A 14,329-nucleotide genomic window follows, 5' to 3' on the forward strand; every position below is an offset into this window, starting at 1 on the left:
GTTTAGCTGTTAATACTAAACGGTTTTGAATTTATTTATTATGAGAACTTAATCGTTCATTGAGATTAAAAATTCGCTGTTATCACGTGTTTTCTTAATCTTATCGTTTATGGTATCCATGGCTTCTACTGGATTCATATCGGCCAAGAATTTACGTAAAACCCACATTCTTTTTAGTGTATTTTCATCCAATAATAAGTCGTCGCGACGTGTACTTGATGATGTTAAATCGATTGCTGGGAAGATTCTTCGGTTCGCAATTTTTCGGTCTAATTGCAATTCCATATTTCCGGTTCCTTTAAATTCTTCAAAGATTACTTCGTCCATTTTAGAACCAGTTTCGGTTAATGCCGTTGCGATTATACTTAAAGATCCGCCGTTTTCTACGTTACGTGCTGCTCCGAAAAAACGTTTTGGTTTCTGCAATGCGTTGGCATCTACTCCACCAGAAAGTACTTTTCCTGACGCCGGCTGAACCGTATTGTACGCACGTGCTAAACGTGTGATTGAGTCTAATAAAATTACTACATCGTGACCACATTCTACCAATCTTTTTGCTTTTTCTAGAACAATATTGGCAATTTTAACGTGTTCTTGTGGTTCGCGATCGAAGGTTGAAGCGATTACTTCGCCACGTACGCTTCGTTGCATATCGGTAACCTCTTCTGGACGTTCGTCTATTAGTAAAACTATTAAATATACTTCTGGATGATTGGCTGCAATGGCATTGGCAATGTCTTTAAGCAACATTGTTTTACCAGTTTTAGGTTGCGCCACAATCATACCACGTTGACCTTTTCCTATTGGAGAAAACAAATCGATAATTCGTGTTGAAGTGCTGGCTTGCTTACCGGCTATGTTGAATTTTTCTTTGGGAAATATTGGTGTTAAATGCTCAAATGAAACTCGGTCACGAACAACTTGCGGATCGTGTCCGTTGATTTTTAGAACGCGCACTAACGGAAAAAATTTCTCACCTTCTTTTGGAGGTCGAACTACACCTTTGACAGTATCTCCAGTTTTTAATCCGAACAAACGTATTTGTGATGTTGATAAATAAATATCATCTGGCGATGCTAAATAGTTATAATCTGACGAACGAAGAAAACCGTAACCGTCGGGCATCATTTCTAAAACGCCTTCACTTTCAATAATTCCGTCAAATTCATAATCTGAATCCCTAAAATTATTGGTTTTCTTGTTTTTGAAATTTGGGTTTTGGTTTGGGTTTTGGTTGGGATTCTGGTTAGGGTTTGCGTTACCATTTCCGTTTTGGTTTGGATTCTGGTTAGAATTTTTATTCTTTTGGTTGGGATTTTGGTTTACTTCGTCAGTTCGCTTACGCTCGTGTGTATTTTTATTCTGATTTGGATTTACTGGTTTTGCAACTGCATTTTCAGAATTTTCATCAACTGCAACTGGAGCTTCTTCATTTGTTTCGTTTTCTAAAACTTGTGGAATTTCCGTTTTTGCTGCTTTTATAAATTTTGGCTTTTTTTGAAATTTTGCTGGTTTCTCAGCTTTTTCAATTGATACCGAAGGTTCTTCAATAATTTGCGGTGTATTTTCTACTGTAGTTTCAACAGCATTAGTATCTGAAAACAAATTAGTAGAAGGTGTAATTGCAACTTTTTCTTCAGATTTTATTCTTGCTCTTTTTGGCTTTTCGTCAGCAGAATTTGGAACAGAAGCAACTTCCTTTTCGGCAGTTTTGGCTTGATGGCTAAGAATTTCTTGAATCAAAACTTCCTTCTTAACTCCGTTAAATTTTATGGTTTTGGCCAACTTGGCAATTTCTTGAAGCTCAGTTAGCTTCATAGATTTTAATGCAGATATATCAAACATAAATGTTTACTATGATTTTATTATTTTGAATAATTTGAATTTTAATACAAAATGAGTAGTGATTTTTTTCTCTAGAAAAATCCGTGTTTTTGAGGTACTTACGGATTTGTTATGCAATAATACGAATAATTTTCGTTCAACCAATAGTTTTTTAAAAAAAGAAAATATATTTTTGCTTCACAATTATAACAAAATGCTACAAAGAATCCAGACTGTTTATTTAATTATTGCATTCCTAGTTATGGGGATTCTACCATTTGTATTTCCGTTATGGAAATTGGCCGATGGAAAAGAATTCTATTTCATGAGTAAAATGCCGTATCAAATACTTTTTGGAGCCAGCACAACCCTAATTGTGTTGAGTATTATATCGTTTAAAAAAAGACAACAACAATTTGTTTACAACAGATTGAATATGATATTAAATTTAATTTTATTAGGATTATTTGTTTATCGTTCACTAAATTTATCTGGAGAAACTCCTGCAGTTTCTGAGAAAGGTATTGGGATGTTTCTTCCTATCATTTCTATCGTAATGTTAGTTTTGGCCAACAAAGCTATCAAGAAGGATGAAGATCTTGTAAAATCTGTGGATCGATTGAGATAAACCTATAAACTTAGTTTATTAGTGCGAAGAAAATCCTGAACGAAAGTTTGGGATTTTTTTGTTTAATCAAGGTGCGTTCGGCATAAGCTTTGTATAAATTTAAACACGAATTGCACGAATTTTCACGAATCATATTTAATAATTATATTGCACGAATTAAAATCTGATAAATCAGATACTATTGGTGTAATTTTCTATCTTCAATTCGTGTAAATTTGTGCAATTCGTGTAAAAGATGAATATTTTTTTTATCGAACTCACGTTAACCACCATTGACAACTCAAAACCCAAAGTCGACAACTACTTCTTCCCTATTTCAACAATCTCTAAACTCTGAATTTTATCGCCATCAATTTCAAATCGAAGCATGGTTCGTATTTGGTGAAAACCATAAATGCCGCATGCACCAGGATTCATGTGAAGCAAATTCAGACTCTTATCAAATTGTACCTTTAATATATGTGAATGTCCGCAGATGAATAATTTTGGTGGATTCAATCTTAATTCCTCACGAATTGCCTGATTGTATTTCCCAGGATAACCGCCAATATGAGTGATCCAAACATCAACGTCTTCACACATAAATCTATTGTTCAACGGAAATTCCATTCGGGCTTTGTCATCGTCAATATTGCCATAAACAGCGCGAAGTGGTTTTAGTCTTTTTATGGTATCGGTTACAACCAAATCCCCAATATCACCAGCATGCCAAACTTCGTCTGCTTGGTTTACATATTTTAAAATGGTATCATCAATATGACTGTGCGTATCGGAAAGTAATAGGATTTTTTTCATTTATGCTGAACTTGTTTCAGTATCTATTTGTACGGTTTTCAAAACGAATTGCACGAATTTTCACGAATTCATTGTCAATAAAATTTACTTCGTCTGTTCGACCTATGATCTCGGGTCACGAATAATAGAACTTCGTTTTATTTATCATGATGAAATCACAACGCAGCAAAGTTAATTATTTAGCAAAACTTTAAACATTCAATCTATTAAAATCTTCGTAAATTTGCAATCAATTAGATTTTGAGCATTTTTCATATCTAATATTTAAAATTTAAAATCTAATATTTAAAGTTGAGGTATTTTCTAGAATTTGCTTACAAAGGAACCAAGTATCACGGATGGCAATATCAGCCAAACGCAACTTCTGTACAAGAAACTTTAACCAAAGCACTTTCAACTATTCTAAAAACACCGATAGAACTTGTTGGCGCTGGTCGAACGGATACTGGAGTTCATGCCAAACAGATGTTTGCTCACTTTGATTACGATTCTGAAATTGACTCTAATTTAGTACTTCATAAACTCAATTCGTTTATCCCAAAAGATATTGCTGTTTTAGCGTTTCACAAAGTTCATGACGATGCGCATGCGAGATTTGATGCTAACAAACGTACGTACGAATACCATATTCACACTCAAAAAGATGTTTTTGAAAGTGATGATTCGTGGTATTATCACAATTATTTGAACCTAGATTTAATGAACGAGGCTTGTCAAATTTTGTTCAATCACACCGATTTTGAATGTTTTTCTAAAGTCAATACCGATGTAAATACATTTAATTGTAAAATTTATGAAGCCAATTGGACGCGAATTAATGACAGAATAGTATTTACAATTGCTGCCGATCGATTTTTGAGAAATATGGTTCGTGCAATTGTAGGAACTATGATATATATAGGATTAGAAAAAGTATCTTTACAAGAATTTGAAGAAATTATAAACAGTAAAGACCGAAAAAAAGCAGGATTTTCTGTTCCAGCACACGGATTATATTTGACGAAAGTGGAATATCCTTTTTTATAAAAATAGAATATTAGAAATCATTTTAAATTTAAAATCTGATATCTAAAATCTAATATTAAATTAATGAAAGCAAAAGCATTTGATACTCGTTTATTCAAACGAATTTTAAGATATACCAAACCTTACCAAACGCGATTTAATGGTGTGATTGTTTTTGCAATAACCTTATCCATTTTTGCTGCTTTACGACCGTATTTGCTAAAACTTACCGTAGACAATTATATAAAACCACAAGACCAACACGGACTTCTATTGTATGTTTCCATGATGGGAATTGTACTTATATTGGAAGGATTATCACAATTTTACTTTGTTTATTGGGCTAACTGGCTTGGTCAAGATATCGTAAAAGATATTAGGACTAAATTGTTCAAACACATGTTGAGTTTTAGAATGAAATACTACGATAACGCTCCAGTTGGACAATTAGTTACACGATCAGTATCTGATATTGAGCAAATTGCTAGAATTTTTAGTCAAGGACTTTTTATGATTATCAGTGATATATTAAAAATGCTGGTAGTTCTAATTTTTATGTTTTACATGAACTGGAAACTCAGTTGGATCGTTGTTGCCGCGATGCCAATACTAGTTTTTATAACCCGAATTTTTCAAAGAAAAATGCAAGTAGCATTTGAAGAAGTGCGCAATCAAGTTTCAAATTTGAATACCTTTGTTCAAGAACGCGTGACAGGAATGAAGATTGTACAACTCTTTAACAGAGAGGAAATAGAATATGAAAAGTTTAAAGAAATCAATCAGAAACACAATGTTGCTTGGATAAAAACAATATTATACAACTCCATTTTCTTTCCAATTGCTGATATAATTTCATCCTTAACATTAGGATTTGTAGTGCTTTATGGCGGTTTTCATATTTTAGATGGAGATAATTTTACCACTTTTGGCGACTTGTTTTCGTACACCATGTTCATCACAATGTTGTTCAACCCACTGCGTCAAATAGCCGATAAATTCAATGAAATGCAAATGGGAATGATTGCTGCCAATCGCGTTTTTGATATTATTGATACGCAAATTGAGGTTCAAAAAGATGGTGAAGTTGAAGCTGAACATTTTGATGGTAACATAAAATTTGACAAGGTTAGATTCAGTTACATCGAAAATGAAGAGGTTCTAAAAGGCATTTCGCTCGAAGTAAAAGCGGGAGAAACAATTGCTATTGTTGGTGCAACTGGCGCAGGAAAATCGACCATCATCAATTTACTAAATCGTTTTTACGAAATTAATTCGGGTGAAATTTATATTGATAATCAAAACATTAATCAGTTTACGTTAGAAAGTCTGCGAAAGCAAATAGCCATTGTACTTCAAGATGTATTTCTTTTTGCCGATACTATTTTTAATAATATCACACTCAATAATCCTGAAATTTCTCGAGAAACTGTGTTGAATGCTTCCAAAAAAATTGGCGTACACGAATTTATTATGAGTTTGCCCGACGGTTATGATTACAATGTTAAAGAACGAGGCGTAATGCTGTCATCAGGTCAACGGCAATTAATTGCTTTTTTGCGAGCCTATGTTAGCAATCCAAGTATTTTAATTCTAGACGAAGCAACCTCATCGATCGATACTTATTCAGAAGAACTAATTCAAAAAGCTACCGAAACCATTACTAAAGACCGAACATCAATTGTAATTGCACATCGATTGGCAACAATCATGAATGCTGATAAAATCATTGTTATGGATCAAGGTACTATTGTTGAATCTGGAACGCACCAGCAATTGGTAACTAAAACTGACGGCTATTATAAAAACTTATACGATTCACAGTTTTCTGTAGAAGTTTAAATTAAAAAGATATGACTTGGGATGACATCAAAAGCAAAGTGGCTTCTTTTCATAAAAATGGACAAACCATCAATGCCTTGTATTGGATTCTCAAAAAATACAAACTCCGGCATCGCAATGTTAAAGCATTCGTTTTCAGTGAAATTGCAAAACCCGATTTTATCTTGATGACTACACATGGCGACTTTGGTAAACCTCAAATTATTAAAATTCCAGAAAACACGTTTGAATTTTCTCTAGAATTAATGCTAACCTTGTTGGCTCACGAAATGGTTCATGTAAATCAAAGAACTGTAAAACCTTATGTTTTGGACAAAAACGAACGTGAATGGCAAGCCTACTATGAAATGAATTTTCATGTACAATATCCCCAATTACCCGAAGTTTCTGACTATCACAAGAAATTTTTTGCTACTAAAGGTTTGGAATATTATAATAGAATGGGCGAAGGATCAGCATTACAATTAAAATACGCACATCAAAAAAAAGAAGTGGAAGAATTAATCGCTTTGTTGGATTAGAAGATGGAAGACGACGAACGAAAATCGCGTCTAATAAACTTTTAGATGCACAAACTTTTAACCCAATAAACTCATAAACATTTAAACTTTTTTACTAATTTTGCAATCGCATTTAATCAAGAAATCACATACATAATGAAATACGATATTATAGTTTTAGGAAGTGGTCCAGGTGGATATGTAACCGCAATTCGTGCCTCACAATTGGGTTTTAAAGTAGCCGTTATCGAGAAAGAAAGTCTTGGTGGCGTTTGCTTAAATTGGGGTTGTATTCCAACAAAAGCGTTGTTGAAATCAGCACAAGTTTTTGATTACCTTAAACACGCTTCCGATTATGGTTTAACTGTAAAAGAATTTGACAAAGATTTTAATGCAGTAGTAAACCGTTCAAGAAATGTAGCTGGAGACATGAGCAAAGGTGTTCAATTCTTGATGAAAAAAAATAAAATTGACGTTATTGATGGTTTTGGAAAATTAAAGCCAGGTAAAAAAGTTGACGTTACTGATAAAGATAAAAAAGTTACCGAATACAGCGCTGACCATATCATTATTGCAACTGGAGCACGCTCTCGCGAATTACCAAATCTTCCTCAAGATGGTGTAAAAGTTATCGGTTACCGACAAGCAATGACACTTCCAAAACAACCAAAATCTATGATTATTGTTGGTTCTGGAGCAATTGGAGTGGAGTTTGCACATTTTTATAACGCAATGGGAACTGACGTAACTATTGTAGAATTTATGCCCAATATTGTTCCGGTTGAAGACGAAGATATTTCGAAACAAATGGAACGTTCTATGAAAAAAGCTGGTGTTAAAATCATGACATCATCCTCTGTAGAAAAAATTGATACTTCTGGAAACGGCGTTAAAGCATTTGTGAAAACGGCCAAAGGTGAAGAAGTTTTGGAAGCAGATATTTTACTTTCAGCAGTTGGAATTAAAACAAACATTGAAAATATTGGATTAGAAGAAGTAGGAATTGCTGTCGACAAAGATAAAATTCTTGTAAATGCTTTTTCTCAAACTAATATTCCAGGATATTATGCTATTGGCGACGTAACTCCAGGTCAAGCTTTGGCTCACGTTGCTTCGGCTGAAGGAATAAATTGTGTTGAAAAAATTGCTGGATTACACGTAGATCCAATCGATTACGGAAACGTACCAGGTTGTACTTATGCAACTCCAGAAATTGCTTCGGTAGGATTAACCGAAAAACAAGCTAAGGAAAAAGGTTACGAAATAAAAGTAGGTAAATTTCCATTTTCAGCATCTGGAAAAGCTAAAGCTGCTGGAACTCCAGACGGTTTTGTAAAAGTAATTTTTGATGCTAAATATGGCGAATGGTTAGGTTGCCACATGATTGGTGCTGGAGTTACTGATATGATTGCAGAAGCAGTTGTAGCTAGAAAACTAGAAACTACAGGACACGAAATTTTAAAAGCAATCCACCCACATCCAACGATGAGTGAAGCTGTTATGGAAGCTGTAGCCGATGCTTATGGAGAAGTAATTCACTTATAATAAGTAAATAAAAGCATTTCTAAAAAAATACTTTTTTTATCATTTCAAATCCGTTTTGTGAGAGCAAAACGGATTTTTTTTTTGCATCTCTTTCAATAAAAATAGCAAGGTGGTAATAATGCAAGTATAATTCTGGATTGTATAATTTTTTCGATAATATAAATAGCAATTTTACATAATCAAACTTAATTAAAACTGCTATGGAAAAGAATTTAGAAAATCATGAAGGAATTTATAAAATTAAAGAATTGGCAACCGAAATCGACATTTGTCTTTTTTGCACCAATATCAATGTTGATCAAGGAGATTCAACAAGACCAATGAGTACACAAGGAGTAGATGAAGATGGAACTCTTTGGTTTTTTAGCGATAAAAATAGTATCAAAAATAAAGAAATTGCAAACGATAAAAATGTAAGACTTTATTATTCGCATCCATCAAAAAGCAGTTATATGGTTTTAAACGGTGAAGCAGAAATTGTTGTTGACAAAGTAAAAGTCGAGGAATTATGGTCGCCGCTTGTTAAAACTTGGTTTAAAGAAGGTAAAGACGATCCAAACATTACGCTATTAAAAGTAACTCCAACTAACGCTTACTATTGGGATGTTGAAGGAAACCAAATGATTAATTTTTTCAAAATGATTGCTTCTGTAGTTACAGGAACAACGCTTGTTGATGCAAAACAAGGAAATATAAATATCTAAACAAAAAAACTATGGAAATTGAAAGAACAATCTCAGCACTAAACAGCCTGATTCAAATTAACAATGATCGAATTGAAGGTTACAAAACAGCATCAGAAGAAACAAACGAAGCCGACTTAAAGTCGCATTTTTCTGAATTTCAATCAACCAGTTTACTTATAAATTCAGAGTTAAGAAGAGAAATCACAAGGCTTGGCGGAGTTCCTACTGAGGAGACAAGAATTACAGGGAAATTTTTCAGAGTTTGGATGGATGTAAAAGCAGCACTAACAGGAAATGATAGAAAAGTAATTTTAGAATCGTGTGAATACGGCGAAGATGTTGCCAAGAAAACATACGAAGACGTGCTTTCTGAAGAAATTGAAAATCTTTCTTACGAGCAACAAACTATGTTGAAAGACCAGCACATTTCTTTGGTTGCTGACCATGATAAAGTAAAATCTATGATTGAGTCAATTGCATAAAGTTATTGTGATAAAACTAAAAAGCCGTTTCTTTTAAGTAAGAAACGGCTTTTAAAATTGTATTTTTATTTATTTAAGGATGAAATTCAGTCCTACATTGAAACTACCTCTTGTGTTAAGAACTGCATCATTTGGATTTTCTCTAAATACGTCAACTACACCACCTTGACCGTCGTATTCAAGGCTTAGTTTTAACTTGTCCGAAACTGGAATTTTAACTCCAATTCCAAAAGCTAAACCAGCATCGGTAGCATTAAAAGCCTCTTTTAAATCAGTATCAAATCTTGAATCATTAGCACTAACTAGAAATCCTACATAAGGTCCGAAATTCAAGTACCAATTTTTATTTCTTCCAAAATGCCAATTGGCCATTACCGGAATTGTGATATAATTCAAATTAAAATTAGTTTGTACAAAAGCAGGTTCTGCGGGATCAAATGTATTGTTGTCAATAAAACCATTATTCCAACCTTTTTGATCATAGATTAGTTTGGTTTTTAAACTCCAAGAAGAAGAGAAATAATAATCTGCTGCAACTCCAAAGTTCAATCCCGAACCAGTATCAGCACTTAAATTATTATTAGAAACCGTTGAACTGTTGTAACCCAAGTTAACTCCAAATTCAACATCTCCTTTTCCTTGAGCTTGAAGTACGAATTGGGAACTAATAAAAAACGCGATAATAAAAAGATTTTTTTTCATGTTTATATTTTTTTCAAAACTACTTTAAATATTTAAGTAATTGAAATTTCTTACATTAAATAATTTAAAATTATAAACCTTTTAATCCTGTTACTAAAGCATCAATATCTTCTTTAGAATTATAATGACTAAAAGAAATACGTAGACTTGGTTTTTTTAAATCTTCTTCAGAAAGCATTTGTGACAATACATGTGAGGGTTTCACGCTTCCAGATTGGCACGCACTTCCTCTAGAAACTGCAATACCTTTCATATCTAAATTGAATAAAATCATTGCCGTTTTTTCAGGTGAAAAAGGAAGCAAAACATTCAAAATATTATAAAAAGTTGTGCATCCGTTAATTTTAAGTTCAGGAAAATTTGATTGTAATCGCTCTGAACAGTACTTCTTCAAATTGGAAATATAAATACGTTCGTCATTTAATAATTCCATCCCAATTTCCAATGCTTTAGCCATTCCAACAACTTGATGAACAGCTTCGGTTCCTGCTCGAAGTCCTTTTTCTTGTTCACCGCCAAAAAGCATTGGTTGCAAAATTATTCCTTTTTTTACATAGGCAAATCCTGCGCCTTTTGGACCATGGAATTTATGCGCACTAGCAACAATAAAATCAACTGGTAATTCATGCAAATTAAATTCTGTTTTACCAACAGATTGCACCGTGTCACAATGAAATAAAGCTTTATGCTGTTCGCAAATTCTACCCACTTTAGCAATGTCCAATTCGCAACCTGTTTCGTTATTTACATGCATTAATGATACTAAAGTTGCAGTATCTTTTGAAAGCAGTACAACAAGGTCGGAAATATCAACTTCGCCCGATGGAAGAATTTTTACATAATCAACTTCAATTCCAAATGTTCTTTCCAAATATTGCACGGTGTATAACGTGGCATGATGTTCAATCCTGCTGGTAATAATTCGTTGAATACCTAAATCGGTTACCGAATTTCTTAGTATCCAATTGGAAGCTTCTGTAGCATTTGCAGTAAAAATAATTTCTTGCGCTGCGCAACCCATTAGTTTTGCAATAGACTTTCTTGAAGTTTCCAAAGCACTTTTGGCACTTCTTCCAAAACTGTGCGTTGATGATGGATTTCCGAAATCGGCTTGCATAACAGCAACCATTTCTTGAATAACTTCTGCTCTTAATGGTGTGGTTGCTGCGTTGTCTAGATAAATATTTTTCATACAAATAATTAAATGTTGCAAATATAAATTACTTTGCCAATATGTTATGTTAAATCGTTGGCATATATTGTTTAAAAACTTACTTTTGAAAAAAAATTAAAACAGTCATGAAAAAACTACTTTTTTCAATCACTTTTCTACTTATTTTGTCAAGTTGTGATGATGGTGATGTTACCGTGCAGAACATAAATTTTGAAGATATTCAACCTGAAAAGTGTCAAGAAACAAATTTATTATATAAAATTAATAGTACCGATGCATTACTATTCAATGTTGAAGATGTAACAACATTTAATACTTTATTTTTAAACGATATTACCCCAGAAAACACTCCAAGAACAGTTATTATATCTCCAACCATCAATAAAGTTATTTACAGATCATTTAATGGAACTGTTGCTTCTTCTAAATTCTGCGGAACCATTACCGATGCTAATCCTGCAGTAACAGAAGAATGGAATGCAATTTCTGGAATAGCAGAAGTTATAACCAACGCAAATAAAACTATCAACACAGCTAATGGAGTTGAAAGAATAAATTCCTACAACCATCTTATCACATTCAAAAATATAGTTTTTCAAAAGCCAAATGGAGAGCAAACTTATGAAACTTTAACGTATGGTAATTTTCAAACCACGCCAGTTACTTTACCGTTCGCTTTTGTAGAAGATGACTTAGCAAAAAGTACCTGTACTGCAGAAGATACGCGACTTTTTAACATTCAAGGAGCTGAAGTTCTACAATTAAACCTGGATACAACTACTTACAATGCACTTATACAATCTAGTGTTTCAACGACTCCTAGAACAGCAATTTTAAATAGCACCAACACACTTTTTTACAAGCTTTATGATGCTGCCGTAGATAATTCTTTCTTTTGTCCAACAACGCCGCCAAATACTCCAATTTTAGTTCAAGAATGGATAGCTCAAAATGGAGTTACAAACACTAGCGGATTAATCGAAGTTACTACAACAACTTCTGGAGTTCAATTTAAGCACACAGTTCATCTTAAAAACGTTACTTTTTCTAGAGGAAATAGTACATTTAAATTAGGCGACGATTATATACTAGGAAGCTTTTTTACAAACTAAAAATTTGTTACAAATACTAAAAAGACACCAAATTAAATTTGGTGTTTTTTTTTACTTTACATTCTGTTTAAAATAAACTTCGGTTGCACCAAGTCCGTATTTTTGATAATTAGCATCCTGAAAACTTACATTATCATATCTTCCAAGAATAAAATCCAGCTCGGCTTTCAACACTCCTTCACCAACTCCGTGAATAAAAACGATTTTCGGAATTCTATTTTTTATAGCAAATTCAATATGCCTTACAGCCGTTTCAGATTGTAAAGTAAGTATATCGTAATTGGTCATATTGCCTTTTGATTTTACTAATTTTTCTATGTGCAAATCAAATTCTGGAATTGGCCTTTCATGATTATCCGACTTAAATTTTGGCGCATTAGTGTTTTTCTTAGGAAAAATATCGACATTCTTCTTATATAAAGTATCACTTTTTATCATGCTTCCTAAGTTACTGAATTCGTTTATTTTAATCAACTCGTTGACAAAAAAAGTCATCAGAAAACCATCAGTAGTTTCGATAGTAATCTCACTATTTTTGACACCTACCACTACTCCATCGATTGCTTCATCTAAAACTGAAACTCGATCATTTACTTTAAAGGATTCCATCTTTGTCTTCGGGTTTTTTACTTGGTACTTTACTCATTAACTTGACCATTCCAAACATAAAAACCACCATCGAAATTATCGTGATATAAATATTTGGAACCTCTTTAGACTGCTCGTAAAAGGCAAAAAAAATTGCAATCGCCATAATCGGAATTAATAACTTTTTCATTGATTTTATTTTAGTATTCAAAAATAGAAAACTTTACGTAGTAAAAAGTATTTAAATTTTTATTTGTAAAATTGTAGCCAAAATAAAGTATCATGGAACAATATATGTTGCCTTGCCTATTCAAAAAATTGTTTGGTTTTGATTGCATCGGATGCGGCATGCAACGCGCAACTGTTTTACTATTTCAAGGTAATTTTCGAGAAGCCTTTTATATGTTTCCTGCCATTTATAGTACGATGCTTTTTTTCATTTTTTTAAGCCTTCATGTCCTGGATAAGAAACATGCTTATCACAAATATGTCATTTTATTTGCAATTCTTAACGCTGTAATAATGATAATTTCTTATGTTTACAAAATGAGATTTTTATATTAACAACCCATCAAAACAATCAAAAAATGGAAAATCAAAAATTACCCAATGCCACGGCGGTTTTAGTTTTAGGAATACTATCGATATTAACGTGCTGGTGTTACGGAATTATAGGTGTTATTCTAGGAATTATAGCACTATTTTTATCTAGCAGTGATTTAAAATTATACCGTTTAAATCCGCAGGACTACATCAATTACCAAAATTTAAATATTGGAAGAATTTTAGCTATTATTGGCTTAGTACTATCGATTTTAACAATGGTATTCTTTATTTGGGTATTTAGCTACATCGGGCTTGAAGCATTGCAAAATCCAGAATTACTGCAGGAACGCATGAACGAATTACAAGGAAGATAATTAAGCTCTATTTTTAAAATAAAATGCTCCAAAAGATTGAAACTTTTGGAGCATTATTTTTTTATTAAATCTATTTTTTAAAATCTTGGACCGGACGAAGCAAAGAAAATAACCATTCCGAAAATCCCAATTATATATAAAGATAAAAATACAATTATTGATATACCTAAATACTTATGGTGCGACTTCAAAGCCACTAAGGCGTCAGAAACCATATCTGATTTTTGATACATCAAAGCGTTTTTCATGTCTGAAGCATATTTAAATAAATAATAGGTTGGCGGAAAATACAGCGCAGCAAATAATATATAAATTATTGAGATAAATCCTTTCATTGCGCCAAAAGGCGAATCATCGCTAGGAACCATCGACATAATTGTTCCCATAAAAATTGCTGCTACGACCATAAATCCGATACCTATAAAGCCTAAAATTGCTAAAAACATCGACCATTTGGCGCTACTACGTAATGCATCCACAGCAATACTGTTTAATTCTAAATTTGTTTGGTTTTCCATATAATAAATTG

17 protein-coding genes are annotated in these 14,329 nt (G+C 32.9%); 10 read left to right on the top strand and 7 right to left on the bottom strand.

What is annotated here, in order from left to right:
• Positions 1 to 48: 48 nt before the first annotated feature.
• The gene (rho, locus tag ACZ098_RS02250) at positions 49 to 1,845 is read right to left on the bottom strand and encodes a transcription termination factor Rho (RefSeq protein WP_487310105.1); all 1,797 of its coding nucleotides are present in this window, start codon (positions 1,843 to 1,845) and stop codon (positions 49 to 51) included.
• A gap of 193 nt (positions 1,846 to 2,038) precedes the next feature.
• Here rho and ACZ098_RS02255 point away from each other — a divergent pair, with 193 nt between their 5' ends.
• Positions 2,039 to 2,452, top strand: coding sequence for a DUF4293 domain-containing protein (locus tag ACZ098_RS02255; RefSeq protein ID WP_487310106.1), 414 nt, complete (start codon positions 2,039 to 2,041; stop codon positions 2,450 to 2,452).
• Positions 2,453 to 2,752: 300 nt separating this feature from the next.
• Here ACZ098_RS02255 and ACZ098_RS02260 read toward each other — a convergent pair whose 3' ends face one another.
• On the bottom strand, positions 2,753 to 3,247 hold the full coding sequence (locus ACZ098_RS02260) for a metallophosphoesterase family protein (RefSeq protein ID WP_487310107.1): 495 nt from the start codon (positions 3,245 to 3,247) through the stop codon (positions 2,753 to 2,755).
• A gap of 291 nt (positions 3,248 to 3,538) precedes the next feature.
• Between ACZ098_RS02260 and truA the strand changes: the two genes are divergently transcribed.
• From truA to ACZ098_RS02290, 6 genes are all read left to right on the top strand, one after another.
• Entirely contained in the window at positions 3,539 to 4,273 is a 735-nt protein-coding gene (gene truA / locus ACZ098_RS02265; protein ID WP_487310108.1) for a tRNA pseudouridine(38-40) synthase TruA, read from the top strand.
• Between the two features lie 63 nt (positions 4,274 to 4,336).
• Positions 4,337 to 6,091 (top strand): ABC transporter ATP-binding protein, encoded by a 1,755-nt coding sequence (locus ACZ098_RS02270; RefSeq protein ID WP_487310109.1) that lies wholly within the window; start codon positions 4,337 to 4,339, stop codon positions 6,089 to 6,091.
• An 11-nt stretch (positions 6,092 to 6,102) separates the two neighbouring features.
• Positions 6,103 to 6,612 (top strand): hypothetical protein, encoded by a 510-nt coding sequence (locus ACZ098_RS02275; RefSeq protein WP_487310110.1) that lies wholly within the window; start codon positions 6,103 to 6,105, stop codon positions 6,610 to 6,612.
• A gap of 135 nt (positions 6,613 to 6,747) precedes the next feature.
• On the top strand, positions 6,748 to 8,136 hold the full coding sequence (gene lpdA / locus ACZ098_RS02280) for a dihydrolipoyl dehydrogenase (RefSeq protein ID WP_487310111.1): 1,389 nt from the start codon (positions 6,748 to 6,750) through the stop codon (positions 8,134 to 8,136).
• Between the two features lie 200 nt (positions 8,137 to 8,336).
• A complete protein-coding gene (locus tag ACZ098_RS02285) occupies positions 8,337 to 8,840 on the top strand; it encodes a pyridoxamine 5'-phosphate oxidase family protein (protein WP_487310112.1) in 504 nt (167 codons plus the stop codon).
• A gap of 11 nt (positions 8,841 to 8,851) precedes the next feature.
• Positions 8,852 to 9,304: a ferritin-like domain-containing protein gene (locus ACZ098_RS02290; protein ID WP_487310113.1), complete on the top strand. Its 453-nt coding sequence runs from the start codon at positions 8,852 to 8,854 to the stop codon at positions 9,302 to 9,304.
• Positions 9,305 to 9,373: 69 nt separating this feature from the next.
• Here the strand turns inward: ACZ098_RS02290 and ACZ098_RS02295 are convergent, their stop codons facing one another.
• Positions 9,374 to 10,006: a porin family protein gene (locus ACZ098_RS02295; RefSeq protein WP_487310114.1), complete on the bottom strand. Its 633-nt coding sequence runs from the start codon at positions 10,004 to 10,006 to the stop codon at positions 9,374 to 9,376.
• A gap of 70 nt (positions 10,007 to 10,076) precedes the next feature.
• A complete protein-coding gene (locus ACZ098_RS02300) occupies positions 10,077 to 11,198 on the bottom strand; it encodes a cysteine desulfurase family protein (RefSeq protein WP_487310115.1) in 1,122 nt (373 codons plus the stop codon).
• A 107-nt stretch (positions 11,199 to 11,305) separates the two neighbouring features.
• On the opposite strand from ACZ098_RS02300, the gene ACZ098_RS02305 reads away from it, so the two are divergent.
• Positions 11,306 to 12,292, top strand: coding sequence for a hypothetical protein (locus ACZ098_RS02305; RefSeq protein ID WP_487310116.1), 987 nt, complete (start codon positions 11,306 to 11,308; stop codon positions 12,290 to 12,292).
• A gap of 51 nt (positions 12,293 to 12,343) precedes the next feature.
• Here ACZ098_RS02305 and ACZ098_RS02310 read toward each other — a convergent pair whose 3' ends face one another.
• A complete protein-coding gene (locus ACZ098_RS02310) occupies positions 12,344 to 12,901 on the bottom strand; it encodes a Smr/MutS family protein (RefSeq protein WP_487310117.1) in 558 nt (185 codons plus the stop codon).
• Positions 12,888 to 13,070 (bottom strand): hypothetical protein, encoded by a 183-nt coding sequence (locus ACZ098_RS02315; RefSeq protein WP_487310118.1) that lies wholly within the window; start codon positions 13,068 to 13,070, stop codon positions 12,888 to 12,890. The genes ACZ098_RS02310 and ACZ098_RS02315 overlap by 14 nt, the downstream gene beginning before the upstream one ends.
• A gap of 158 nt (positions 13,071 to 13,228) precedes the next feature.
• Here ACZ098_RS02315 and ACZ098_RS02320 point away from each other — a divergent pair, with 158 nt between their 5' ends.
• On the top strand, positions 13,229 to 13,444 hold the full coding sequence (locus tag ACZ098_RS02320; RefSeq protein ID WP_487310528.1) for a DUF2752 domain-containing protein: 216 nt from the start codon (positions 13,229 to 13,231) through the stop codon (positions 13,442 to 13,444).
• 23 nt (positions 13,445 to 13,467) lie between these two features.
• The gene (locus tag ACZ098_RS02325; protein ID WP_487310119.1) at positions 13,468 to 13,800 is read left to right on the top strand and encodes a CCC motif membrane protein; all 333 of its coding nucleotides are present in this window, start codon (positions 13,468 to 13,470) and stop codon (positions 13,798 to 13,800) included.
• A gap of 77 nt (positions 13,801 to 13,877) precedes the next feature.
• Here the strand turns inward: ACZ098_RS02325 and ACZ098_RS02330 are convergent, their stop codons facing one another.
• On the bottom strand, positions 13,878 to 14,318 hold the full coding sequence (locus ACZ098_RS02330; RefSeq protein WP_487310120.1) for a hypothetical protein: 441 nt from the start codon (positions 14,316 to 14,318) through the stop codon (positions 13,878 to 13,880).
• Positions 14,319 to 14,329 lie beyond the last annotated feature (11 nt).

Source organism: Flavobacterium sp. SP2, from assembly GCF_057626655.1.